The organism is Streptomyces sp. NEAU-YJ-81, from assembly GCF_017592595.1.
Taxonomy (GTDB): Bacteria; Actinomycetota; Actinomycetes; order Streptomycetales; family Streptomycetaceae; genus Streptomyces; species Streptomyces hygroscopicus_B.
In genome coordinates this window covers 44,508-69,891 of the sequence record NZ_JAGFNO010000037.1, presented here as the reverse complement: position 1 = coordinate 69,891, position 25,384 = coordinate 44,508, and the positions used below count along the sequence as shown (strand labels likewise).

The following is a 25,384-nucleotide window of genomic DNA, read 5'->3' as shown; positions in this document are numbered from 1 at the left end:
ACTCTGCGCGGCCGGCCGTGGGGGTTTCGGCAGCTCTTTCAGATTCTCGTGTAGCCGATCATCCAGCTGCCGCGGTCATGACCTTGTGTGGTCGCCGGCTGGCGGCGACGGGCAGGAAGCACCTTTGAGTAGAGGGAGCCCGGCACTGCGCTTGCCGAATACCTCGTCCGTGCAGGTCACGCGGCATGTCTGTATTCGTGGAGGATGCCGCGAAGGCGGTCGTGGCGTCGTATGTCGAGGTGGCTGAGCTTGTCCGGATCGTCGATTGGTGTGGGCAGTGGGTGTAGCGGTCGGGCGTTCGCGATGCCCTGATGCGGTCGATGGGAGTTGTAGAACTCCTCGAACTCCCGTAGGGCGTGGAGGAGGTGGCGTTGGTTCCAGATCAAGGTCCGGTCCAGGAGTTCGTGTCTGCAGTTCTGCACCCACCTTTCCATGATCGAGTTCATTCTCGGCATCTGGATGCCGGTGAGGACGACCTCGATGCCCGTGTCTTTGAGGAGAGCGTCGAACAGGGCGGGGAACTTCCCGTCCCTGTCTCTGATCATGAATCGTTCCCGGCATCCGACATCCTCGAGATCCATGATCAGGTTCTTCGCCGCCTGTGTGACCCAGGAGGTGGTCGGGTGTGCGGTGGCGCCCAGGATCCGGATGCGGCGACTACTGTGTTCGATCACCGCGAGTACGTACATCCGCGTGCCGGACAGGGTGACCGTCTCAAGGAAGTCACAGGCCAGGAGGGCGTCGGCTTGGAAGCGCAGGAAGTCGGCCCACGTGCTGGAGCTCCGGTCGGGCGCCGGATCGACGCCGGCATCCTTCAGGATCTTCCAGACGGTCGACGCGGCCACCTTCACCCCCAGCACGAGCAACTCGCCGTGCAGCCGTCTGTACCCCCAGCTTGGATTCTCCCTCGCCAGACGCAGCACCAGAATCCGGATGGACCGCGCTGTACGAGGTCGACCGGGTCGCTTGGGACGCGATAAGGCGGCATGACGGCCCCTGGTGAGGTCGCGATGCCAGCGCAGCACCGTGTCAGGACGCACCAGCAGCCGCACACGCCTCAGAACCGGCAACGGCAGCCGGTGCAGCAGCGCCGCCAGGAACGCCCGATCGCTCGGCGTGAACCGTGCTCGATCACCACCGAGTTGGCGCTCGAGCACTGTGACCTGATGGCGGAGGGTCAGGATCTCCGCATCCTTGTCCCGGTCGCTCTTCGGCAGCAGACGCAGCAGCGCGAACGTGTTGGTCACTCCCAGGTAGGCCAGTCGCAGTAGCTCGGTCGATCATCATGCCGCGTCGACTGCCATCTGCGCGAGACCGCCGACTCGAGCGACGAGGCCGACCACCGCCAGCCCGGGTGCAGGCGTCCGACCAGGGCGGATGACATTCTCGGCAAGCGCACGGCCGAGGCGGAGCAGCTCCTGACGGAGCGTCCCGCCGACGCGGGTGACGCCCTCGCCTGGATCCTTCTGAGTAACGGAGCACTGTGCCAAGGGCATTTGGAGACTGCCGATAGGGCCGCACGGAACGAGGTGCGACTGGCACCCGAGCTGGGCGAGAGCTGGCACGCGCTCGCTGAGGCGGAACTTGCCCGGAACCGTCCCGCCGACGCGCTCGCCGCAGCGGTCCGCGCCGCGGAACGGGCTCCGTCTTTCGTGCGCGCACGCTGGGTGAAACTCGTCTGCGCCCGTGTGGTGGGCGACACCGGCAGAGCAGCAGATGCCGAAGCGCACCTTCGCCACCTGGGCATTACACGGGATGGTGCTGGATCGAAGGGCCCTGATCACTGATCATGCGGCCTCACGAGACCAACATGCGCCGCTCGAGAAGTTATCGCTGCACTTCAGGCGGCACACGGGTACTCGTTGAGCATCCTCCGTCTCGCGCACACCATGCGACCGCCCAGGCGCCGCGGCGTGGCTGACCTGGACCTTCCCCTTGAGTGGCGAGTGCGGCGTGGGCCAGTCGGCGTGTGCGCGGACAGGGCGAATGTGACTGCCAGGAAATAGTGTGCCAAGCGGCTCAGCCGATCGAGATGGCAGGACGGTCCTCAGGCGCAGCGCCGAGAACATGCCGGTCACACGCAAATGGGGCAATCGCGCGGTGGACCGTCACGCCGCAGTGCTCACCAGTTCCGCGCGTGCTCCTACACGATCAAACACGTCGCCCCCAGGGGAAGATGTGGTGGCCGGCCGAAGGATTCCCGCGTGGGCGCTGGGTAGCTTGAAATCGCTCCCAGGCGCCATGAGGCACACGGATCACTCTTGACGCTGTGCCTTTATGTTGGATCTACTTCGCCGCACATATGAAGATTCTGTGACTCCGGGGTGGGGACTGTGGGGTTGAGGTGGAGTCGTCGCGTGCGCGGCGGTGGGATGAGTGCGGCGCGTCGCGCCGTCGCGGGGGCGTCTGCCGCGGCGATCGTCGTCGTGTCGCTGGTCTTGTTACCGGTTGCAACTGCGGGTGCGTTACCCGTGGCACAGGCGATGAGTGCGTCGGAGCGAGCAGCTGCGTCGGGCGAGCCTGTGGAGGTGACTGCCCAGCGAGCCGAGTACTCGCAGACGTTCGCAAATCCGGACGGGACGTTCACGCTGGAGCAGTCCTCGGTCCCGCAGCGAGTGAGGGCGGACGACGGATCATGGCGTGATGTGGACACCACGCTGGAGCGCCGCTCTGACGGCAGTGTCGGGCCCAGGAGTGCGGTGGTCGACCTGGCGTTCTCCGGGGGCGGTGACGCCAAGGACCTCCTGCGTCTGGGAACGGCTGGTAAGTCGATTCGGCTTTCATGGCCTGGGCGGCAAGTTCCTGCGCCGAGGCTGGACGGGTCCACTGCCACGTATCCGGATGTGCTGGACGGAGTGGACCTTCAGCTGACAGCGACGGCAGAGGGCTATCGACAGGTTCTCGTCGTGCGGACGGCTCAGGCGGCCACCAATCCCGACCTTGAGCAGATCAAGCTGTCGGTTTCCGGGGTCGGGCTTGAAGCCGCCCCCGGCGCGGGTGGCGGGCTGCGTGCGATGGACGATGACGGCAACGCGGTGTTCAAGGGCCCGGCCGGTCAGATGTGGGACTCGGCGGGAGGTGCCGAGAGCCTCGCCGCGGATGGTCCGAAAGCTCCGAAAGCCCTGGTGACGACGGCGCCGGACGAGAGAGCTCCGCAAACGCGGCCCGGCAATGGTGATGCCAGCGCAGTACTGCCCGTCACAGTGCAGGACGGTGCGGTGATCGTGAAGCCGGACCTCGGGTTGTTGCGTGGTGACAAGACTGTCTACCCGGTCTATATCGATCCGCCAGTCGGCCTCGGAGCCTCGGAGCGCACCAAGCTCTCGTCCGACGGGGACAGATTCTGGCAGTTCGACGGCAGCCTCGGGGTCGGCAAGTGCGGCAGCGCCAACGGCTACTACTGCGGGGCCGGCTACGTGGACCGGATGTATTTCGAGTTCGCGCCATCGAAGCTCGTCGGGAAGTACGTGCTGGATGCGACCTTCCGCGCTCACGAGACATGGTCATTCGATTGCGATCCGCACTGGGTGGACTTGGAACGCACCGACAACATCTCTGAGGGCACACGCTGGCCGGGTCCCAAGCAACTTGATCAGATGGGCGATCGCTACGTTTCCGCCGGGCGGGGTAAAAATTGCAGTCCTGAACAGCCCGACGCATGGATCGAGTTCAACGACAACCCAGACGAGTCGGACGAGAACCTCGCGAGCACGGTCAGGTCCTTCGCCGACGGCAAGATCTCTCGGCTCACGATGATGCTGCGTGCGAAGGACGAAACCCACGCCACCGCATGGAAGCGATTCGAGGACAACGCGACCCTGAAGGTCACCTACGTTCCCAGACCCGGTGTGCCCACCTCGGTGGGAGTGATACCGGGGGACGGGACCTCCGGTTACTGCAGGACGTCCTCCTCGGATCCGCTGGTCGTCACCCGCAAGGATCCGATGGTCCAGGCACGCGTCCAGACGAGAACGCAACCGAAGAGCGGCGAGGACAAGGGCTCGCTCCAGGCCGAGTTCTGGATGGAGCGGAAACAGGACGACGGGGCATGGGACAAGGTGTGGAGCGGCTACCGGCCGGACAGCGGCTGGGACCCGGACGGCACCTTGGAGAAGATGCGCACAACGGACCGGGCCGACGGTGGGTTGTACCGCTACAAGGCGCGGACGCAGTCGCACTGGGCTTACAACGGCAAATCGGGTGATCTGTTCTCGTCCTACTCCTCCTGGTGCTACCTGAAGATCGACTCCACCGCTCCGAAGGCACCGCAGATCACGGCGGGCAAGCCCTACACCGAGTGCCTGCCGAACCAGTGCGTGGGGATGGGCGGGCCCGGTATGTCCGGCACGTTCTCCGTGACGCCGAACGCCGCCGATACGGACATCACGGGCTATCGCTGGCGGTTGCTGACCACGACGGCCGCGAACACCCAACAGAGCACCGGAGCACGGGTCACCTTGAATGTCGCTCCGCCACTGTCCGGGACCCAGGTGCTGTCCGTGGAGGCCAAGGACGTACGCAATCGCTGGGGGACTCCTGCGGAGTTCACCTTCGCTGTGGCGCCGGCCGCGGGCCCTGTAGGCCGATGGCACTTCGCGGACGGGGCACCGGGTTCCGGTGTAACCAAGGCCGTCGACAGTGCCACGGAGGGGACGCGTCATGATGCCACCCTCTACGACGAGGCGGGAACGGGCTGGTCGACCTTCGGGCGGCGGGGCGACGCCGACTTTTCGCTGTGGCTGAACGACTCCTCGGCCACCAGCGGGTATGCCGCCACATCCACGGCGGCAGTGAACACCCAGGACTCATTCACCGTCTCGACCTGGGCGTACCTCACCGACTCCACCGAGAACAGGGTGGTGCTGACCGAGCCGGGAGAGGACGGCTCCGGCTTCACCCTGTACTACTCCTCCACGTACAAGAAGTGGATCTTCAACCGTACGGACAAGGACCGCAACGACCCCACATACATCCGCTCCTTCGCCAACGCGCAGAACCCTCCGCTCAAGGTGTGGACACATCTGGCCGGAGTCTTCGACACCAAGGGCGATACCGACAAGTCGAACGACACCATCCAGTTGTTCGTCAACGGGCGGCCACAAGGCGACCCTGTGGTGCTGTCGAAAGCGGCGGCCGGTTACGAGCCGTGGACCGCCAACCGTGGCCTGCAGTTCGGCCGATCCAAGGTGGGTGGTACGTACGGTGAGTACTTCCACGGCCGCATCGACGAAACGGCCCTCTGGCAGCGCGTGCTGACCGCAGAGGAGATCCGCACAGAGGCCCGGCTGATGGGAAGCGAGGCGCCGCCCAACGAACTGGTGGCCATGTGGGACGCCTCCGCCGCAAAGGGAACGGAGATCAGCGAAGGCACTGCGTACCCCGCAGCCGCGATGAAGCTGTCCTCTACCGGGGCCACACTGAACGAAGACGACAACGCGCTTCTCCTGGACGGAACCTCCGGCTACGCCTCCACGACGGGGCCGGTGCTCGACGAGAACGGTTCCTTCACGGCCTCGGCTCGCGTACGCCTCGACAGCGCCAAGCTCTCCGGCAAGCCCATCGGCTACGAGGCCCAAGTGACCGGGCAGCGGACGGGCACCGAATCGTCCTGGGCGCTGTGGGTGACCAAGCCCGCGGAAGACACCTATCGATGGCGCTTCACCCGCACAAGCGTCGATGGCACCGGCAAGGCGACCCAGAGCGCTTCCGTACCCGGAGAGGAAGACGCTGAGCTGGACACCTGGGTGCAGGTGACGGGGGTCTTCGACGCCCAGGAGGCATGGGAATGGACCGACCCGGATGACCCGGAGAAGACCGAGACCCGGTACGGGAAAGTGCACCTGTTTGTCGGGGATTCCGACCAGGAGTCTTTGGACCGGGCCGGTTTCACGGCCGAACAGCAAGGCACCGGTGAGCTGGCCCTGGGCCGGGGGACCGGGAGCGGCAGCACGGCCCACTATCTGCCCGGGGCCGTGGAGGAGCTGAGGATCTGGGCGGGAGCCATGAGCGCCGAACAGGTTCGCTCGCAGGTCCTGGATGCCGGGCCACTGGAGAACTCGTGATATCCGGCCGCCGTGACGGACGGCCGACGAGGCGGGACAACGAGCGCGGTGCGGACCGCACGCGATGGGGACGGGGAGTGAAACGGATCGTGTCGGCCCGTGGTGTCTTAGTCAGAAGTAGAGCGCGGAGAGGCCGCTGGCTGGGGCGCGTCGCCGCGGTGGCCGGCTTGTCGCTGGTGCCGGGACTGCTGTCACCGGTCACGTTCGAGTCAGAAGCCAAAGGACTCGGCAGGCCCAAGCTGGAGGCCCCGCGGGCGGACGAGGTCATACCCCTGTCCCCGAAGACGGACCGTAGGACTGCCGCGCTGGTGAAGGAGCGCGAGGCGGCAGACCGCTCGGCCGCCGAGGCGGCGCGCCGTGACCAGGCCAGGACGGTGACCTGGCCGAAGGCCGGTACCGCGCGCCTGGCGGTGTCCGGCAGCGGCTCGGCCACGGCCCGGCCGGGCGGCCTGCCCGTCACCCTCGGTGCGGTGGGCGGGAAGGCCCACGCCACTCCCAGCCTGAGCATCCAGGTGATGGAGGAAGGCCGAGCCCGGAAGGCCGGGGTCAAGGGCGTGCTCCTCAAGGCTGTCGCTTCGGCCAAGGGGGGAAGCACGAAGCTCGGCATCAGCTACGCGGATTTTGCCGCGGCATACGGCGGTGACTGGGCCGGACGTCTGACCCTCGTGCAGCTCCCGGCGTGCGCGCTGACGACACCACAGAAGGCCGGCTGTCGTACGCAGAGCCCCCTTCGGGCGGTCAACAAGCGGCACAAGGAGCAGCTCTCCACACCGCTCACCTTCGCCGCGAAGCCGGGCGGCGAGGTGAAGGTCCTCGCAGTGGCTGCCGCGGCCAAGTCCGGTGGTGGCGACTACAAGGCGACGCCGCTTTCCGCCTCGTCCACGTGGGAGGCGGGTGGGTCCTCGGGCTCCTTCACATGGACGTATCCGCTGGGCATGCCTCCCGCAGCGGCCGGCCCCGCACCGGATCTGTCGATCTCGTACGACTCCGGAAGCGTCGACGGACGAACGGCGAACACCAACAACCAGGGCTCCTGGATCGGTGAGGGATTCGATCTCACCTCGTCGTACATCGAGCGCAAGTACGGCAGTTGCAACGACGACGGACAGAACGACAAGTTCGATCTGTGCTGGAAGTACGACAACGCCTCGCTCGTGCTCAACGGCAAGGCGACGGAACTGGTGAAGGACGACACCAGCGGCACGTGGCGGCTGAAGAACGACGACGCCTCCACCGTCCAGCACTCCACCGGTGTCGACAACGGCGACGACAACGGCGAGTACTGGACCGTCACCACGGGCGACGGCACCAAGTACGTCTTCGGACTCAACAAGCTGGACGGCGCGGCCGCGGACGATCGCACGGAGTCGGTCTGGACCGTGCCGGTCTTCGGCGACGACGAAGGAGAGCCCGGCTACTCCTCGGGCTCGTCCTTCGGCGAGCGCGACAAGAAGCAGGCATGGCGCTGGAACCTCGACTACGTCGAGGACACGCACAACAACGCCATGACGTACTGGTACAACGCCGAGCACAACAACTACGCCAAGAACGGCAAGGACGACCCCGGCACCGACTACATACGCGGCGGCTATCTCAGGGAGATCCGCTACGGGCAGCGCGCCGATGCTCTGTTCTCCGCGACCCCCTCTGCCTCGAACAAGGTCACGTTCACCGTCGCGGAACGCTGCATGGCCTCCGGCACCGGCTGCGACTCGCTGAACGAGGATCACCGTGACAACTGGCCGGACGTGCCCTTCGACGCGGTGTGCAAGGACGGTGACAAGTGCACCGGCAACGTCGGCCCTTCCTTCTTCACGCGCAAGCGCCTGACGGACATCACCACCTACTTCTGGAACGCGGACGCTCCCACACCCGGTTACGAACCTGTCGACTCCTGGGCGCTCCAGCAGACCTACCTCGACCCGGGCGACACGGGCGACTCGTCCGATCAGTCCTTGTGGCTGGACGAGATCAAGCGCACCGGAAAGCGCGGGGGTGACATCTCCCTGGACCCGGTGAAGTTCACTCACACCTGGCTCACGAACCGTGTGGACGGTGCGACGGACGACATTCTGTCGCTGGACAAGCCACGGGTGAAGACCATCACCTCCGAGGCCGGCGCCCAGACCGTCGTCGACTACGCGGAAGCCGACTGCGTCGCGGGCCGGACGATGCCGAAGGCGGATGAGAACACCAAGCGCTGCTTCCCGGTCTACTGGTCACCCAACGGTGCGGCCGACCCGCAGCTCGACTGGTTCCAGAAGTATCCGGTGACCGGTGTGCGGACCACCGACCCCAAGGGCGGCTCCGAAGCCGTTGCCCACTCCTACACGTACGAGGGAGGCGCGGCCTGGCACTACAACGACGACCCGATGACGCCGGCGAAGCAACGCACCTGGTCGGAGTGGCGGGGCTACGGCAAGGTCGTGCACCGAACCGGCGCCGGCGACAACACGCAGTCCAGGACCGTCACCGTCTACCTGCGCGGCATGGACGGCGACCGCGTACTGACACCCGACGGCAAGGGCGTTGATCCGGACAAGCGGAAAACGGTCACGGTCACGGGAATCACGGCCGCCGAGCTCACCGACTCCGACCCGTACGCCGGTTTCACACGTGAGTCGGTGACCTACAACGGCGACGCCGAGGTGTCCGGCAGCATCAGCGACCCGTGGTCCAAGCGCACCGCCACCCAGCACAAGTCCTACGCGGACACCGAGGCATACTACGTCCGGACCAAGGCCACCCACGATCGCACCAGGATCACCAGCGGCATCAGCCCGGTGGACAGGGTCCGCACCCAGACCACCACCTACGACGACTTCGGCATGCCCGCCACCGTCGAGGACGGCGGCGACGACGCGGTCAGCGGCGACGAGACCTGCACCCGCAACTGGTACGCACGCAACGACAAGGCGGGCATCAGCTCACTGATCGCGCGCGCCCAGACCGTGTCGCGCAAGTGCTCGGTCACGGCCGCGAACCTCGATCTTCCCGCTGACTCCTCGCGCCGCGGTGACGTCGTCTCCGATGTGGCCACCGCGTACGACAGCACCACCTGGTCGGAGGACCAGACCCCCACCCGGGGAGAAATCCGCTGGACCGGCCGCGCCAAGGGCTACGCCGACACCAACAACCCCAGCTGGCAGAAGGCCGAGACCACCACCTACGACACGCTGGGTCGACCGAAGACTGTCAAGGACGCTCTCGACCGCACCAACACCACCACCGCCTACACGCCCGAGACGGCCGGTCCGCTGACCTCCACCGTGACCGCCGATGCCAAGGGCTTCACGACCATCACCACGGTCGAGCCGGCGCGGGGTTCGCCGCTCAAGGTCACCGACCCCAACAAGAAGATCACCGAGACCGAGTACGACAGCCTCGGCCGGGTGACCAAGGTGTGGCTGCCCAACCGGTCCAATGCCGTCAAGGAGAAGCCCAACTACGTATACGGCTACAAGGTCACCAACGCATCCCTCCCGTGGATCTCCACGGGCACACTCAAGGGCGACGGCTCCGGATACAACACCACCTACGAAATCTTCGACAGCCTGCTGCGCCCCCGTCAGACGCAGAAGCCCTCGCCGGTCGGCGGGCGGGTCATCTCGCAGACGTTGTACGGCGACCGTGGTCTGGCCGTCTCTTCTCAGGCCGACATCTGGGACGAGAAGAACGGCCCGTCGGGCGAGGCGGTGGAAACCGACGGCGGTCAGGCGCCCACCCAGACCGACACGAAGTACGACGGCGCCGGCCGCCCGGTCCAGGCGGTCACCAAGGTCCGCGGCGCCGACCGCTGGACCACGACGACCACCTACACCGGCGACACCGCCGCGACCACCGCCCCGGCGGGCGGGTCAGCCGTCGCCGAGGTCACCAACGCCCTGGGGCGGGTCACCGAGCGCCGTGAGTACCCGGGCACCAGCCCGACCGGTACGAAGTACACGACCACGAAGTTCACCTACACACCTGACGGCGACCAGAAGACCATCGTCGGCCCGGACAACGCCACCTGGACGTACACCTACGACCTCTTCGGTCGACTGAGCACGGCTGACGACCCCGACAAGGGCAAGACATCCACGCACTACGACGAGCTCGACCACATCACCTCCACGGACGACGCGAACAAGAACACCCTGCTGTACGAGTACGACGAACTCGGCCGCAAAACCGGCATGTGGCAGTCCTCCAAGACGGCCGCCAACAAGTTGGCGTCCTGGACCTTCGACACCGTCGCAATGGGGCAGCAGGACTCGGCGACCCGCTATGAAGGCGGCGTCGATGGCAAGGCGTACACCCGTAAAGTCACGAAATACAACAGTCTGTACCAGCCGACCGACTCCCAGCTCCTCTTGCCGGGGAACGACCCGCTCGTACAGGCCGGCATACCCTCCACGCTGGCCTTCTCCACCGACTACAGGCTCGATGGCACGGTCAAGAAGACCGGAGAGCCGGCCGTGGGCGGGCTGTCGGGCGAGTCGGTCTCCTATACGTACAACGCGACCGGTCAGCAGCTCACCGCCTCGGGCGCGTCCAGCTATCTGCTGGACGCCGTCTATTCCCCGGTCGGGGACCTGCGCCAGTTGGAGCTGGGAACATCTCCCGCCTCGGACAGCAAGAAGCTGTACACGAGCTATGAGTACGAGGACGGGACTCGACGCCTGACACGCGGCTTCACACGTGATGAGACCTACGGATACCTGCTGCAGGACCTGAAGTACACGCAGGATGACGCCGGGAACGTGACGTCGATCTTCGACAGTACGAATCTCGGCGGCACCGGTAAGGCCGACTACCAGTGCTTCGGCTACGACGGCTATCGGCGCCTGGCCGAGGCGTGGACACCGAAGGCGGCGGACTGCGCGGATTCCGGTCGGACCACCGCGAATCTCGGCGGCGCTGCCCCGTACTGGACGTCCTACACCTACAACGTGGCGGGCCAGCGGGAATCCGAGACTCAGCACGCGGTGGCGGGCGATACGACGACAACCTATGCGTACGGCACGGCCAAGGGGCAGCCGCACCCCTTGGCCGGGACCCGCACGACCAAGCCGGGAAGCACATCACCCGCCACTGCCGCGTACACATACGATGCCGCGGGTAACACGACCACACGGCCGGGTACCCAGGCCGAACAGACCCTGGCCTGGAACACGGAAGGCAGACTCGCCGCCTTCTCAGAACCGGCGAAGGGCGGGAAGGCGGCCACGGGGACCGGCTACCTCTACGACGCCGACGGCGAGCTCCTCATCCGCCGTGCCACGACGGCTGACGGGGACACGGTCCTCTACCTGGGCGCCACCGAGGTCCGTCTCACTGCCCGGGGCTCGGCGAAGACCTTGACCGGCACCCGCTATTACACCGGCGCCGGGCAGACCATCGCGGAGCGCACCGGCACAAAGGGCCAGTCCACCACGAAGCTGACCTTCCTTGCCGCCGACCACCACGGCACCGGCACCCTGGCCGTCGACGTCGGCACCCGCGCGGTCACCAAGCGCTACACCACCCCCTTTGGCGCTCCGCGCGGTACCAAGCCCACCACATGGCCGGACGACAAGGCGTTCCTCGGCAAGCCGGCCGACGGCGTCACCGGCCTCACCCACATTGGCGCCCGCGAATACGACCCCGTCGCCGGCCAATTCATCAGCCTCGACCCGCTCCTCACCCCCGATCAGGGGCAGTCCCTCAACGGCTACAGCTATGCCAACCAGAATCCGGTCACTGACTCGGACCCCACGGGCCTTTGCGTAGACCCCGGCAACGGGCACTGCATGCCGACCAACGGTGGAGACGCCGGTAAAAACGCCCCACCAGAGAACCACTACCCCAACGGTGGTGGTCGGCACCATGGTGGTGGAGGCGGTGGCGGAGGAGGCGGAGGTGGGGGCACGGCGTCCACTTCAGCGTCTTACCCGACGCCCGCGCCCAGTCCCGGACCTCCACCTGTGCCCGGCCCTTATCACGATCAGAAAGCCGGCACGGGACTGTTCAGCGCCATAAAACTGGCAATGGACTTCTTCGGCCCGGACACATCGGAATGGAAGAAGTGCGGAGACTTCAAACTCTCCGGGTGCCTTTGGGCTGCAGCTGATCTGCCGGGCCCGGGGAAGGCCCTCAAGGGCGTCAAGATCTGGAAGAAGGCACGGAAGGCCGAGAAGAAGGCTGACGATGCGGTTGACGCAGCCGAGAAGGCGGTCGAGAAGTGCCACAGCTTCACCGAAGAAACTCAGGTCGAACTCGCAGACGGCGGCCACAGTGACATCAAGGACATCAAGGTCGGCGATAAGGTTCTCGCCACCGATCCCGGGACCGGGAAGAGCGAGGCTCGCCCGGTCGTTGCGACGATCGTCACCAACGATGACAAGGACTTCACCGACCTCACAGTGAAGACCGGTGACCGCCGCGCGTCGATCATCGCCACCGACACCCACCCGTTCTGGGTAACGAGCGAGGCCCGCTGGGTGGACGCCGGCGATGTCATCACCGGCATGCAGCTCCGCACGGACAAGGGCAAGGCCGTAGCGGTCACCTCCGTGCGCCACTTCACGAAGCTGCAACGCACCTATGACCTCACAGTCAGCGGAATCCACACGTACTATGTGCTGGCGGGCGAGACGCCGGTCCTCGTCCACAATTCCGGTGGATGCCCGACGGTGGGCCTTCTCAGTCCATCGCACCAGGCGATCGGTGATCCCAATGCCAGGGGTGGCATCTACGCATTGGTGTCGGAGAACGGAACGGTGACGCGAACGGGTATGGCCACGAACCTGCAGTCTCGCCTCGCCACACACCGGCGGGACTATCCCGGTCTGACGGGCGTGGTCCTCTATAGGACGGATAATCGGGCTGCAAGGCGAGGCTTGGAGGAGATGGCTGAGAATTGGTACACGCCGATCTTGGCCAATCAACGGGCGATCCGTCCCGATAATCCACGACGCCAAGAATACTTGCAATCTGCGCGTGATTTTCTGGATCAATGGAGGTGAGTGGACGACATGAGCGCTTCCGGTGTAGGACCCTTCGAGAACGACTCTGCGATGGATCTACTTGATGAGCTGCGAGGACTTGATGAGGGCGAGGTGATCGATGCGCTGCGTGACGCGCTATCGGCCGCGACTGAAGTGGAGCCCGGCGACTTTCTGGATCGCGACCTGGGTGAGCCGGCGGTAGCTGCTTCGGCTGTCTCTTTGGCGAAGATCAAGGGAAGAGGCAGTGTCCTCGAAGAGGCAGAACTGACGGATGTCGTCCCCGAGATTCCATCCTCCTTCTTCTCGCTGGTTGTTTCGGCTCTTTCCAGGGTGCTGCAAGAGGATTCCGAGGCGTATGGCCTGTGGATCGATGCAGGTCGCGGAGATGAGTGGAAGGCTGAAGTGGAACGTCTCCTGAACGAAGCCGGCGAGGTTGCTCAGGGCGCATCAGGCTGACGGCGTCTAGGTTTTTTCTGCTGCCTCCTCTCGGCATAGTCGCGCAGAAGTCAGAAGTGCCACCGGAGAATTCCGGTGGGACTCCTCAGCGGTTTGACGGCAACGCTGGCGGCAACGTCAGCGGACGACGGCTGCGGCGGGTGGGTCGTTGGGGTCGTCTTCGGTCGGGCTGAGGGCGTCGTTGAGGGTGTCGATGGCTTGGCGTTGGAGGCGGAGTCGTACGTGGGCGTAGACGCCTGTGGGGTTCCCAAACAGGGCCGCTGACTTGACCTGCCAATTTACCCGGCCCTTTCGTACTCGTTGATAAGTCCTCCGAGGACGGGACGGCGCTTGATCGGTTCTTGAGAGAGGTCGGTGATGGGATGGTTGGGCTGGGGCGGTCGGAGTTGGTGCCGCCGACCCGCAACTCGACTGGTTCCAGAAGTATCCGGTGACCGGTGTGCGGACCGCTGACCCCAAGGGCGGCTCCGAAGCCGTTGCCCACTCCTACGTGTACTCATGAGGTCGCTGTGCTTCGCTGGCAGGTCGAGCGGCCGCGGTTTTCGTGGGCTGATCGTGCCGTGCTCTCCGCGCTCGCGCGGCACCTTCCCTCCGTCTTATGTCGCCATCGGCTGGTCACCCCGGGCACGCTGCTGACCTGGCACCGGCGTCTGGTGCGCTGGAAGTGGCGCCAAGCACCGGTCAGACCCGGTCGGCCACCGTTGCCGGACGAGATGGTCGTGCTCATCCGGCGCCTGGCGAGGGAGAACCCGACCTGGGGGTATGTCAGGATCCAAGGCGAGCTGTGACGGCTCGGCCGTCGCGTCGCCGCTGCCACGATCCGACGCGTCCTGCGCTGTTCCGGCCTGCCTCCCGCGCCGCAGCGCGCATCCCAGCAGACCTGGCGCTCGTTCCTCCGAGCCCGCCCACACGATTCTGGCTTGTGACTTCATGCACGTGGACACCGTCTTCCTCAGGTGTCTCTATGTCTTCTTCGTCATGGAGATCACCACTCGGCGCGTCTACATCCTGGGCGTCACCGCCCACCCCACTGGCGCATGGGTCACCCAGCTCGCCCGTAACCTGCTCATGGATCTCGAGGAGAGGGTTGGGCGCTTCCGGTTTCTCATCCGTGATCGGGACAGCAAGTTCACCGCCGCATTCGAGGCGCCAGCAGGTACTCGGTGGACTACTCAACGAGTACCGCACCATGCCACCCCGAATTGCCTCACCATCCACAGGAAACGCCCAGCTCAGCAGCCTGATGCGAATATTGACACCCTTCAGGCACCTACGGAGCCCGCAGGATCACCCGCGCCCTGCATCGCAAAGGTGTCGGCGTGGCCCGCTGCACCACCGAGCGCCTGATGGCCGAGCTCTGCATCGAGGGCGTCATCCGCGGTCGACAGCGCCCCACGACCATCCCGGAGCCGTCCGCACCGCGGCCGCCGGACCTGGTCGACCGCGACTTCACTGCTGAAGGCCCCGATCAGCTCTGGGTCGCCGACATGACCTACGTCAGAACCTGGTCCGGCTGGGCTTACGTCGCCTTCGTCCTGGACGTGTTCTCCCGCATGACCGTCGGACATGACGCCGTTCTTGTGGGCGAGGCAGTCGGCGCGCCTGCCAATTGCCGCTACCGACTCATTTCGTTCACGGCTTGCGGCTTCCGGCTCGGTTCTTCGCGATGTTTCGTGTCTTCTTGGTGTTGCCTGACTCGGCGAGCAGGGCGAGTACCGCCGGCGACGTCGACTCCTCGGCGAGGCGGCGCTGCATCCAGTCCGTGACCTTCGCCAATTCGGCTGGTGTCGGCATATGGCCGTCCTTGATGGACAAGTGGAACAGCCAGTCGTGGATGCGGCGGCGGATGAACTCGCGGTTCCCTTCCGTCTTGAGCTGGTCGATCTCTGGCAGTAGTTCGGCCGACCACTGCCGGAACTCGGCAGGACCGGTCACCTTCATCGCGATCCTGTCCACGAGGGCGACCACCGCCCCCTTGGACACCATCTCGATGGGATCGCGCAGGATCGTGGCCACCAACGCGCGGTCTCGGTCGCGGCTCCGCGAGGAAGCGGTCACCGAGACGACGCGTCGGTACGCGGACGATCGCACGTGCTCGTCCGCGACGGCATCGTCGACGTCCACGTCGAGGATGCCGGCCCCTGCTAGCAACTCGGCCACATCGGAATGCAGTGTCATCGTTTCATCCCTTTTTGCAGGGTTGGTTCTTGGCGGCCTTGCGCCGCTCTTCTTCTTTCTCCGCCGCCTTATTTCGCCTGCCGAGCTTCCTGACAGCTTTCCTGATCTCCGTCTTGTAATGTTCCACCGCTTGTCGCTGCCCGCGCGTGAGTTCCGGTTGACCGTCGATGGGATGGCCGTTCGGTCCGATCCGCACCTCGCGGCCCCCGCCACCGGTGACATGAGCGTGCGCTGGCGGGTCGACGTCGTATTCGTGCACGACGATGCGCACGCCGTTCTTGCTGACGTCGAGGAGGGACAGTCCGAGAGGGTCGAGCCACCTGAACGGGTTGGGAACATAACTGTGGGGCGCGTAGCCACCGGCGAGACCGATCGGGTCTGAGGTGAGGTAGCGGGCGGTTTCGGGATCGTAGTAGCGGAAGTGGTTGTAGTTCAGGCCGGTTTCGGGATCGGCGTATTGGCCGGGGAAGCGCAGGGGGCAGTCGACGCTCCCATCACCGACGGATGGGGCGGGGAGGGGGGTGCCCCAGAGGGTGGTGCGGTGTTGCCATGCCAAACGACCGTCGGGGGTGAGGAGTTCGGTGGGGGTGCCGACAGTGTCGGTGATGATGGCGTAGTGGCGGGTGGTGTCCAGTTCGCGGTGAGTTTGGGTCAGAGGGCAGTGGGTGCCGGGGCTGTAGTTCCAGGTGGTGGTGGCACCGTCGCGGGTGGCTTGCTCGGCGAGGCGGGTGCCGTCCCAGGTGAAGGTCAGGGGTGTTCCGTCCGGGCTGGTTTTCGTGAGGCGGCGCCCCAGGGGGTCGTAGGCGTACGTCCACTCCTCGCCGAGCGGAGTGGTGGTTTTGGTGAGCTGGTCTTGGGCGTTCCAGGTGTAGGTCCAAGAGAGAGTTTGACCGCTCGGGAGTTTGCGGGCTTTGCGGATGAGGCGGCCCGCGACGTCGTGTTCGTAGGTGGTGCGGCCCGCACGGCGGATGAGGGTGCCGCTGTATGCCCGGTCGCCCCCTGAGCCATGTCCTGGGGCTGTGGCGTGGGTTTGGTTGCCGGCTGTGTCGTAGGCGTAGGTCTCGGACCATCCGTGAGCTCTTACGCCGGTGACGCGACCTGCCGGTCCGAGGGCGAAGTGCCGCGTGCCGGTGGTCAGTTCGCGAATCTCGGTGACGTGACCATCAGGACGGTAGGTGTAGGTGCGGTGTTGGAGAAGGTAATCCGGGGAGGAAGAGATCGACTGCGCTGCCAGGCGATCCGTTGAATCCCACGCCTGGCTGAGGGTGGCAGCTCCCATGGCCCGCTGAGTTTCGCGGCCCGCCGCGTCGTGGGTGAAGGTGAGGGTGTTGTCGGCGGTGGTGAGCGTTGCGGGGCGGCCTGTGGGGTCGTAGGTCCAAGTGGAGATCAGGCCGGAGGGCATAGAACGGTGGGTCTGGTGGCCCGCCGCGTCGTAGCCGTAGGTCGTGGTGCGGCCGTTCACGGTCTCCGCGACCAGGCGGCCCAAGCGGTCGCGTTCCAGTACCAGTTCGGCATCCGCGTTTGTGGCGTGGATGAGGGCGCCGTGGGCGTCGTAGGCGTAGGTCGTCTCTTCACCGGTGGTCTCGTCCCGCTGGGTGGTGGGCTGTCCCGCTGGGTCGAGGGTATAGCGGAGAGTTTGGCCGAGTGGGTTGGTGTGGGCGGTGAGTCGGCCGGCGGCGTCGTGTTCGTAGGTGCGGGTGGCGCCGTTGAAGTCGGTCTCGGCGATCAGGTGGCTGGCTGGGTTGTAGTCGTACCGCCACGTCAAACCCTGCGGGTTCTCGACCTGGATCAGGCGCAGCTCGGTGTCGTAGGTGAAGGCGTAGTGGGCGCCGTCGGGGTCGGTGCGGGTGGCGGGTAGGCCGAAGTGGGAGTGGGTGTAGGAGGTGGTGTGGCCCGCGGCGTCGGTGTGGATGACGAGGTTGCCCTCGGTGTCCCACTGCCACTGCTCCCGGGTGCCGTCGGGGGCCTCACGCCATGCGGGTTTGCCTTCGATGGTCCAGCCGTGGCGGGTCGTGTGCCCCAGGGGGTCGGTGACGGCGGTGATGCGGCCGTGCGGGCCCCGGCGGACCTCGGTGGTCTGCCCCAGCGGGTCGGTGACCGCGACCGGTAGACCGGCCGCGTTGGGGGTGACCTCGGTGGTGTGGCCCAGGGCGTCGGTGATGGCGGTGAGGTGGCCGCGCGCGTTGTAGGCGTAGTGGGTGGTGGCGCCGGTGGGGTCGGTGGTGGCGGTGCGGGAGCCACGCTCGTCGTAGGTGTGGCGCCAAATCGAGCCTCCCGGCTCGCGGATCTCCAGCGGCAGGCCCCAGGCGTCGTAGACGGCTTCGGCCACGGTGCCGTCGGGGCGCTCTACGGCGATGAGACGGTCATCGTCGTCATAGCGGTACCGGGTCGTGTGGCCCAGGGGGTTGGTGACGGCGATGGGGTGGCGATTGCCGGGATCCCATTCGGTGCGGGTGGTGTTGCCCAGCGGGTCCGTTTCCGCGATCACCTTGTACGCCTCGTTGCAGACGTAGGTGTTGGTGTTGCCATGGGAATCGGTGTAGCGGGTGGTGCGGGCGGCTGCGTCGTAGTGGAGACGGCCCGACATGATGCCGTCGGGGCCGATACAGCGCAGGACCCGGCTGCGGTGATCGTAGACGTAGGCGTAGCAGGTGCCGTTGCGATCGGTCCAGGAGGTGATGCGGTGCTCGTCGTCGTACTGGTACCGCAGGGGCAGTCCGGTGGAGTTGATGACCTCGGTCATGTCTCCGGCCTGGTTGTAGCCGAAGGAGATCAGCGTCGTGCTCTGCTCATGCTCCTGGCCGTGCAGCAGCCGCAGAGACGTGATGCGCAGGAGCCCCGGGTCGGTGTCGACGGCGATGCGGTAGCCGCCGGAGTGGGTGACCTGCGTCGGCGCGCCGTGGGTGTCGTAGGCGATGTCGATGCGGTCGCCGGTCCCGGTGCGGTCGGTGATCGCGGTCAGGGCCAGTTCCCGGCCGCCGGCCGGGAGGGGTGCGAAGTGCAGGGTGCGGTTGCGTTCGGGGTCGGTGACGGTGAACGTTCCGTCGGGTTTACCGTCCCAGGACAGCGGCCATTGCGGCCCGTGGGTGGGCAGCACGGGAACGTCGGGCTTCGGCACCGGGTAGGTGAGGAGCATGCCGTCGTCGGTGATGTAGACGACGCCCTTGTCGTCGAGTTCCAGGCGCTGGTCGAGGGTGCCGGCCCAGGTGCGACCGAACCAGCCACCACACGGATGCCCGGAGACGTAGTGCCGCTCCAGCACCAGAGGCAGCGCGCCGGGCAGGGTGATGTCGGTGGCGGCCATGACCATCTCGCCGGTTGCGACGTCGATCGGATCGCCGTCGCACTTCTTGTTCTCGCCCGGGGTGCAGCTCTTCCCCGGCTTGCTGTCGGCGTGCCTGCGGGCGCTGCCGTCGCGGCGCAGTCCGCGTTCGCGGTTGAGGAGGCGCTGGGCGGCGTTCTTGGCCGCGCCGGCGCCGCGGCGTGCGGTTCCGGCACCGCCGGTGGCCAGGGCCAGGAGGATTTCGGGGGTGAGCTGGCCGGCGGCGCGGGCGGGGTTCTTCTGCCATTCATCCCAGTTGACGGCGGCCTTGGCGAACTCCTTGGGATGCTGGGCGGCATAGGCGACGCCGTCGACCGTGCCCGCCAGCCGCAGGCCGACGCCGTCGGGCCCGTCGTGGACCATGTCGTCGAAGCCCTCGTACCAGCCGCCCACGGTGTCGCCCGTGCCACCGAGGAAGTCCTTGAACCTCTGCATGCCGCTGCGGCCCGGGGGCTTGTTGGGGGCTTTCTCCGCGGCTTTGTCGATTTTGCGTTTGGCCGCGTCGACGACCGGCTTCAGCTCGCCCTCGAGCTTGTCCAGCCGGCCGTAGCAGCCCTCCAGCGCGGACAGCCCCGGATCGTCCTCCGGCGGACGCTCCGGCAGCGTCTCGTCCTTCCGGTCCACGGCCGCGTTGTAGTCAGTGACCTTGTTCCAGTAACTCTTGGACTTCGCCCGCGCGTCGTCCGCGTCCTCGATGATCGGCTTGACCCGCTTCTGCACCGACCGCAGCTTCTCCGCATACGCGTCCAGCGCGTTCGCCGCCGCTTTGAAATAGGTCTGCGCCGACTCCAGCTCCTTGGGCAGCTTCTTCGTCGCGTCCTTGAAGCCATCCGAGCCGGCACCGGTCCAGTCCATCAACGACAAGACATCCAGCTTGTCGTATCCGTCCTTGAACGCCCCCGCATACGCACGCAGCTTGACCGCAAGATCCTCGATATCCGACGGCTTACCGGGAATGACATCCGACGGCTTCGCATGCGGCGGTATCCGCTCAGTCGTCCCGCCCTCGGTCGCATCACGCTGCGTCATGCGATCGTCCCCTGCGATCCGCCGTCATCCACCCATCCCCCGTCGTAGAGCTTGCGGGGATTCTTCGGCGGCTCATACGTCCCGCCCGTACCCCCGCTGTCATTGCCGCTGCCGCCATCGTCGAGCCACGGCTCCTGATAGATCTCCGGCGGCGGATCGAACTTCGGCCGCGAACCTTCCTCCCACGCCTTCATACCCGCCTTACCGAAAGGCAGCTTCGCGATATTGTCCTCAGTCGGCGCGAAATCCTTGATCCGCAGGAGATCAGCCAGCATGTACGCAGCGATCACCTGCCGCAGCGTCGACACCACCGTGTCCGTGTGCTCCGCCACCCGCCCCATGCCAAAACCCCAGGCCGAGAGCATCTTCTCGCTCGAGTCGTAGATGTCGAAGTCGGCCGAGTTCTGAATATCCTCCGACAACGCCTTCCAGTGGTCCTTGATCTTCCGCGCGGCCACCACCGACTCCTCCAGCGGCGCCAGCACCTTCCGCACCGAAGCAATCTGGATCTTGTACCCATCTCCCGGCTTCGGACCGTCCGCGCCACCGGAACTCGCCGCCCCGCCGTCATGCTCCGCCATCGCGTTCCCCCTGGTCGTCCGCTGCCTTCAGCGCCTCGGTGTCCAGTACGAACGCCCTGGGGCCCAGCGGATCCACCAGCGCGCGTACGCCCTCGGGCAACAGCTCGACCAGGTCCGCCACCGTCGTCGACGCCCATCCGCACGGACCGGCGAACAACGCCAGCCCCTCCCAGGACGTGAACACCGGAACCATCGGGCCCTCTTCGGTCTCGGAGACCAGAAAGCCCGGCTTCTCCGGCCGCTGGAAATACAGACGCCACTGCCGCATCGCCGCCAACCGCTCCGCATCGGACATCGACGCGGCCGCTTCCGCACGAACCAGATCACGCAACGACAACTCTTCCCCCCAGCTTGCTCGCGTCGTCACTGAATGAGCGTCCAGGGAATGATCGCACACACGTGCCACGCTCCCTGTGAGTACGCGTCACTGCGCAGGCAACTTGCGGGGCGGGTGCGGTGCGAGTGGGCGGACTGGTGGCCGCCGACAGCGGAAGCCGTGAGGGAGTTGGTGTTGCGGCCGGCGCGGGAGAACCCGCGCTGGGGCTGCCGCAGAATCCAGGGCGAGCTCGCCCGGCTGGTGCGGGGCTCGAATATTCATCGCTGTACTTCAGGCGGCATAGCGGGAACTCGTTGAGTATCTCGCCCTGGATCGCGTCGGCACGGGCATTGACGCGTCGGCTCGTGTCGGTGGCGTTCACTTCCGGGCTCCGGATGGTGGCTGGTTCCCGGATCGGTGAGGGGCCGCGTTGCGGCCCTGTGTCAGGCAGCTGCACTACCGGATGGTTCACGGGATTCTCGCTGCCGGCGTCTCGCTGGCCTTTCGTTGTCCCTGCGGTGGGTTCTTGTCGGATGTTGACAAGCGGTGCATGATGGAAGTGAAAGCGAAGCTGGCTTATGGAGGCACTGTCGTGGGGACCATTTGGGGACCACACGGTGTGCGCGACCCCGCACAACTCAGGCGATACCGCACGTATTTCATCTGCGGAAAGCGCCGTGATTCCGGGGAATTCGGCGTTCGCACTTGACTGGGGGTCAAGGGGTCGCAGGTTCAAATCCTGTCGTCCCGACCAGCGTTTTCGCAGGTCGAAGGCCGTTTCCGCGAGTAGCGGAAGCGGCCTTAACCGTTTTCGGACTGGGAGCAATGGGGAGCCCTCTGGGAGCCCTCGTGCTCCCAACTCGCAGACGTGTCAACGGTGCCCGATTCGTCCGTCGCCCGATCCGGTAGACCTACGGTGCCGTACCGCGCTCCTGTGTGCCGTTGTCAACCACAGGCCACCAAGGTCACCCCACCGCTATGGATGCTCTCGGCATCGAGAAGCATAAGGACCCCTTGTCGGCCCTCGACCCCCTTTCGGGGTGGGAGCACGGTGCCGTGCTCCCCATGCGACAGGAGGGGAGCTGTCGGCTGATGACCTTGGCCGACGTGTTTCCGCAGGCGGCCGACGCTCGGGCCTTGCGGCCGCAAGGTGCCTGCCGGGTCAAGGCGAGGCAAAGCCCCTTGGCGTCTGCCGGCAGACGGGGCACTCCCAGGGGGTGAGCGCCGTATCGGGCTCTGTGGCGCAGTAGCGAGACGGTCGACTGGGGGCTTCGGTGTGAGTAATAGTGTGCCAGGCAGACCAGCTCCCGTAGGTCCACTTCCGTGTCACCAGACGGCGATGCCAGCGCAGCAGCGCTCCGGGGGTGACCAGCCGGTGTACTCGAAGTTTCCTCGGCAGGAGTCGGGCCTCGGCCTTCGGTACTGGCGGGCTCTCCTATTCAACTGGCGCCGGCTGCCCGAGGTATCCAGCCTGCTGGTGACCTTGCGTGATCCCCTGGGGCGTATCGGCTCCAGGTTCCGCCGGTCTCGTTGCGGAGGCGCGTAGCGCTTTAGAACGGCTTCATTGGTTGTGAGCTGGGATTCTCCTTATGGTCAGCTGGCTCGGTGGTATTCGTTGATGAGGCTGGCGACGGCTTGTCGGCGTTTGATCCGGGCTGCTGGCAGGGGGATGACGTTCGGATTGTCGCTGGGCGCGAGTTGGTCACGGCCTTGGTGTGGTCGGTGGCTGTTGAAGTGGTGTGCGTAGTCGTGGAGGATCTTCTCGGCGTGGCCACGGTCGAAGAGCAGGACACGGTCGGTGCACTCTTCCCGTGCCGAGCGGATGAAGCGTTCTGCGTGGGGGTTGCAGTTGGGGCTGCGTGGAGGGACCTTGGCCACAGTGATGTCCTCGCTGGCGAACACGGCGTCGAAGGCGGCCGTGAATTTCGCGTCCCGGTCGCGGTTGAGGTGAGTGAAATCTGCGGCGCGATCGCGGAGTTGCCACAGGAACTGCCGGGCCTGCTGAGTGACCCATGCGGCGGTGGGATGGGCGGTGACGCCGAGGATGTGGATGGTGCGGGTGCGCACCTCCATGATGAAGAGCGCGTAGAGCCGCTGCAGGCCGATGGAGTCGACATGGAAGAGATCGGTGGCGAGCAGGCCGCTGGCCTGGGCTTTGAGGAACGCCGCCCACTCACCGCGCGCCGGCTGGCGACGCGGCGCGGGACCGAGACCGGGGGCACGCAGCACACGCCGGACGGTGGCGGGGCTGACCTTGTGCCCGATGCGGCGCAGTTCGCCGTGCATGCGTCGGAAGCCCCATCGGGAATTCTCGGTGCCGAGCCGGCTGATCAGGTTGCGGATTTCCTCCGGCAGGGGCGGTCGCCCGGTAGACGGCGGCTGCGTCCACTTCTGCTTCACCAGACGCCGGTGCCAGGCCAGCAGGGTGGGCGGGGAGACGATCCGGCGTTCGCGCAGGGCTTGGGGGATCAGTCGGGTCAGAACGGCGAGCAGCGCGCGGTCCGGCCAGCCGGGCTTGGGCGCAGTGACCTGTCGACGCAGAACCGTGCGTTCGTGTCGAAGGATCAGTATCTCCGCATTCTTGGCCGCAGAAGATCGAGACATCAGGAACAGCCACGCGAAGATTCGCGTGGCGATGAGGTAGACAAGTGGAACCAGCACGAGGACTGATCATGCCGGGTACCTGCTGGTCAGGTGCGTTGCCTCAGGCCAAACCCGGTGAAGCAATTATGGAGCGCTACGGCGCACGTACGACGTCCCGGACGGCATCCTCGGCGAGGACCACAACGGCGATGCACCGAGTTGGTGGACCAGGGCCTGGTGCACCGATCTCGACAAGGCCCGGGAACTGGCCGACGCCCTGGTCGCCTACCGGCTGAGCGCCATCGAGCGGCCCGCCGGCGGGGACTGCGGGCGCCTGCGAGCGGAGGTCTGGGAGCACGTCAAGCGCAGCCCGGCCAACCTCGCCCCGCGCATACAGCCGCGAGGCGTCTGCGTATGACGAAACCCCCTCGGCGACAGTGCGGCCGAGGGGGTTCAGGCATCGAGGATGATCAGCCGTTACGGCTGATCAGACGGCGGTGACGTTGAGGCCTGCCTGGCCGCTCCGCAGGTTCGCCGCACCGTCCACGGTGACGCTGTGGCCGGCCAGCTCGGCGCCGCCGATGCCCTCCAGGTGGCCCGGGCCGCCCTGCAGGGCCAGACCGGCCGCGCCGCCGGCAACGCCGTCCAAGTCGGCGTCGGATATCTCGCGGGTCTCGATCTGGGCTTTGTTGCTCATAAAGCGCCCTTCCTTCGTCAGTGATCTCTTGTATGAGGCGACCGGGACCACAACCGCGGTCCGGGACCGGCGCGGACTCCGGTACGGGCAGGGCTCTCCGCCCGTACCGGAGAAAGAGATCCACAGACATGGAGAGCCTGCGGATCCGACTCGCCGATATCCAGCCGCCACACTCCAACTGCGCCACTCGTCCCCCACACGTCACACCTGCACGAAACCGGTGACGTATGGCACGTCACTTACGGCCGTAGACGTGACAGAACTACTGACTTCGGCTCGGCAGGGTGATTTTTGTCGATGCTGGGGCATGGCCGCTGAGCAGCTCAATCTGGCGGCACCTCCAGGGCGTGCTCGATCATCTGCCTGTCTCGCAGCCACAGGGCTCGTAGCGCGGTCGTTGTCCGCGCCGCGTGAGTGAGGGCGGCGGCCTTCAGCGCGCAGTGCGGTCGCGTCGGGCGGTGACCAGGCCGCACCACCCGGTCGTCTCACGGAGATAGCCCAACTTGCCGCAGCTGGGACAGGGGTGCTGCACTGCGAGCCCGCTCGCAGCACATCGTGCTGGTTGACCCGACCCGCACCCTGACAGCAAAGGAGCCCCGCGGCTTCCGCGGGCGGACTCTCACCCTGGATCAGCAGCGGGCCGTTTTCCGGCGCTGGAGCACCGACCAGCGCGTTCACCCGCACGAAGCTCTGACGGGCATGCTCGCCTTGCTGCACGCCGCCTCCAGTTCGGAAGTCCGCATGCTCCGGATCGACGACATCGACGAAGCGGCTCAGACCGTCCGGCTCGGCAGACGACCCCATCCCGTCCCACTGGATCCCGCCTCCTGGACCGTGCTGGAACGGTGCCTGGCCCATCGCGAGGCATGGCCGACGACCAACCTGAACAAAGGCCGGGCGAAGCCTGGCCTCAACTGCCTATCTTTCCCACGTCCTTGACGACTGCGGATACCCGCCCCGGATGATCCGCAGCACCCGTCTCGTGGACCTCCTGAACACCATGGACCCAAAGCTCGTCGCGGCGGTCTTCGGTATGCACGCCCAGGGCGTGCTCGTCTATCTCGCCGACCGAATCGATCCCGGGCGCCTGCCGAACCCGTGAAGTTTCGGCAGCACCTTGCACGAGTTCGCCGGAACATGTGCGCTTTGCCAAAGGACTCGTTGGAGGCGATGGCGACGCTGTTCTTCT

General features: G+C 66.2%; 12 protein-coding genes, 1 tRNA gene and 2 pseudogenes. 8 read left to right on the top strand and 7 right to left on the bottom strand.

Going from position 1 to position 25,384, the window contains the following annotated elements:
• Positions 1-176: 176 nt before the first annotated feature.
• Positions 177-1,247, bottom strand: a complete 1,071-nt coding sequence (locus J5X86_RS43800; protein ID WP_308124908.1) for a helix-turn-helix domain-containing protein — start codon at positions 1,245-1,247, stop codon at positions 177-179.
• 1,236 nt (positions 1,248-2,483) lie between these two features.
• Here J5X86_RS43800 and J5X86_RS43795 point away from each other — a divergent pair.
• The 4 genes and pseudogenes from J5X86_RS43795 to J5X86_RS51425 form a co-directional block, all read left to right on the top strand.
• A complete protein-coding gene (locus J5X86_RS43795) occupies positions 2,484-6,062 on the top strand; it encodes a LamG domain-containing protein (RefSeq protein WP_208522218.1) in 3,579 nt (1,192 codons plus the stop codon).
• Positions 6,063-6,139: 77 nt separating this feature from the next.
• Entirely contained in the window at positions 6,140-13,051 is a 6,912-nt protein-coding gene (locus tag J5X86_RS43790; protein WP_374229425.1) for a polymorphic toxin-type HINT domain-containing protein, read from the top strand.
• A gap of 9 nt (positions 13,052-13,060) precedes the next feature.
• A complete protein-coding gene (locus J5X86_RS43785; protein ID WP_243983042.1) occupies positions 13,061-13,489 on the top strand; it encodes a DUF4259 domain-containing protein in 429 nt (142 codons plus the stop codon).
• 1,271 nt (positions 13,490-14,760) lie between these two features.
• A pseudogene (locus J5X86_RS51425) lies at positions 14,761-15,066 on the top strand (IS3 family transposase); the annotation flags it as partial.
• Positions 15,067-15,121: 55 nt separating this feature from the next.
• Here J5X86_RS51425 and J5X86_RS43775 read toward each other — a convergent pair.
• From J5X86_RS43775 to J5X86_RS43760, 4 genes are read right to left on the bottom strand one after another with little or no spacing between them, the layout of a single operon-like run.
• The gene (locus J5X86_RS43775; RefSeq protein ID WP_208522195.1) at positions 15,122-15,667 is read right to left on the bottom strand and encodes a hypothetical protein; all 546 of its coding nucleotides are present in this window, start codon (positions 15,665-15,667) and stop codon (positions 15,122-15,124) included.
• A 4-nt stretch (positions 15,668-15,671) separates the two neighbouring features.
• A complete protein-coding gene (locus J5X86_RS43770; protein ID WP_208522194.1) occupies positions 15,672-20,018 on the bottom strand; it encodes a DUF6531 domain-containing protein in 4,347 nt (1,448 codons plus the stop codon).
• Positions 20,015-20,599, bottom strand: a complete 585-nt coding sequence (locus J5X86_RS43765) for a hypothetical protein (RefSeq protein ID WP_208522193.1) — start codon at positions 20,597-20,599, stop codon at positions 20,015-20,017. Before J5X86_RS43765 ends, J5X86_RS43770 begins: the two co-directional genes overlap by 4 nt.
• Positions 20,586-20,966, bottom strand: coding sequence for an SseB family protein (locus J5X86_RS43760; protein ID WP_308124907.1), 381 nt, complete (start codon positions 20,964-20,966; stop codon positions 20,586-20,588). The genes J5X86_RS43765 and J5X86_RS43760 overlap by 14 nt, the downstream gene beginning before the upstream one ends.
• A 111-nt stretch (positions 20,967-21,077) precedes the next feature.
• On the opposite strand from J5X86_RS43760, the pseudogene J5X86_RS51420 reads away from it, so the two are divergent.
• Positions 21,078-21,176 (top strand): annotated as a pseudogene (locus J5X86_RS51420) (integrase); the annotation flags it as partial.
• 405 nt (positions 21,177-21,581) lie between these two features.
• Positions 21,582-21,669 (top strand) — tRNA-Pro (locus tag J5X86_RS43755).
• Positions 21,670-22,508: 839 nt separating this feature from the next.
• Here the strand turns inward: J5X86_RS43755 and J5X86_RS43750 are convergent.
• Complete coding sequence (locus J5X86_RS43750; RefSeq protein ID WP_208522192.1) at positions 22,509-23,576, bottom strand: integrase core domain-containing protein; 1,068 nt, start codon at positions 23,574-23,576, stop codon at positions 22,509-22,511.
• 409 nt (positions 23,577-23,985) lie between these two features.
• Positions 23,986-24,195 carry a type A2 lantipeptide gene (locus J5X86_RS43745; protein WP_208522191.1) on the bottom strand — a complete coding sequence of 70 codons (210 nt, stop codon included), beginning with the start codon at positions 24,193-24,195 and terminating at the stop codon, positions 23,986-23,988.
• Between the two features lie 555 nt (positions 24,196-24,750).
• Between J5X86_RS43745 and J5X86_RS51415 the strand changes: the two genes are divergently transcribed.
• Together J5X86_RS51415 and J5X86_RS51410 are read left to right on the top strand one after the other, a co-directional pair.
• Positions 24,751-25,134: a hypothetical protein gene (locus J5X86_RS51415; RefSeq protein ID WP_243983014.1), complete on the top strand. Its 384-nt coding sequence runs from the start codon at positions 24,751-24,753 to the stop codon at positions 25,132-25,134.
• A gap of 22 nt (positions 25,135-25,156) precedes the next feature.
• Positions 25,157-25,297 (top strand): hypothetical protein, encoded by a 141-nt coding sequence (locus J5X86_RS51410; protein WP_243983012.1) that lies wholly within the window; start codon positions 25,157-25,159, stop codon positions 25,295-25,297.
• Positions 25,298-25,384 lie beyond the last annotated feature (87 nt).

What these genes read in the sequence shown, in the direction of transcription:
- J5X86_RS43795 (WP_208522218.1), top strand. Translation starts at nt 2,484, where the DNA reads ATGAGTGCGTCGGAGCGAGCAGCTGCGTCGGGCGAGCCTGTGGAGGTG.
- J5X86_RS43785 (WP_243983042.1), top strand. Translation starts at nt 13,061, where the DNA reads ATGAGCGCTTCCGGTGTAGGACCCTTCGAGAACGACTCTGCGATGGAT.
- J5X86_RS43775 (WP_208522195.1), bottom strand. Translation starts at nt 15,667, where the DNA reads ATGACACTGCATTCCGATGTGGCCGAGTTGCTAGCAGGGGCCGGCATC.
- J5X86_RS43770 (WP_208522194.1), bottom strand. Translation starts at nt 20,018, where the DNA reads ATGACGCAGCGTGATGCGACCGAGGGCGGGACGACTGAGCGGATACCG.
- J5X86_RS43765 (WP_208522193.1), bottom strand. Translation starts at nt 20,599, where the DNA reads ATGGCGGAGCATGACGGCGGGGCGGCGAGTTCCGGTGGCGCGGACGGT.
- J5X86_RS43745 (WP_208522191.1), bottom strand. Translation starts at nt 24,195, where the DNA reads ATGAGCAACAAAGCCCAGATCGAGACCCGCGAGATATCCGACGCCGAC.
- J5X86_RS51410 (WP_243983012.1), top strand. Translation starts at nt 25,157, where the DNA reads ATGATCCGCAGCACCCGTCTCGTGGACCTCCTGAACACCATGGACCCA.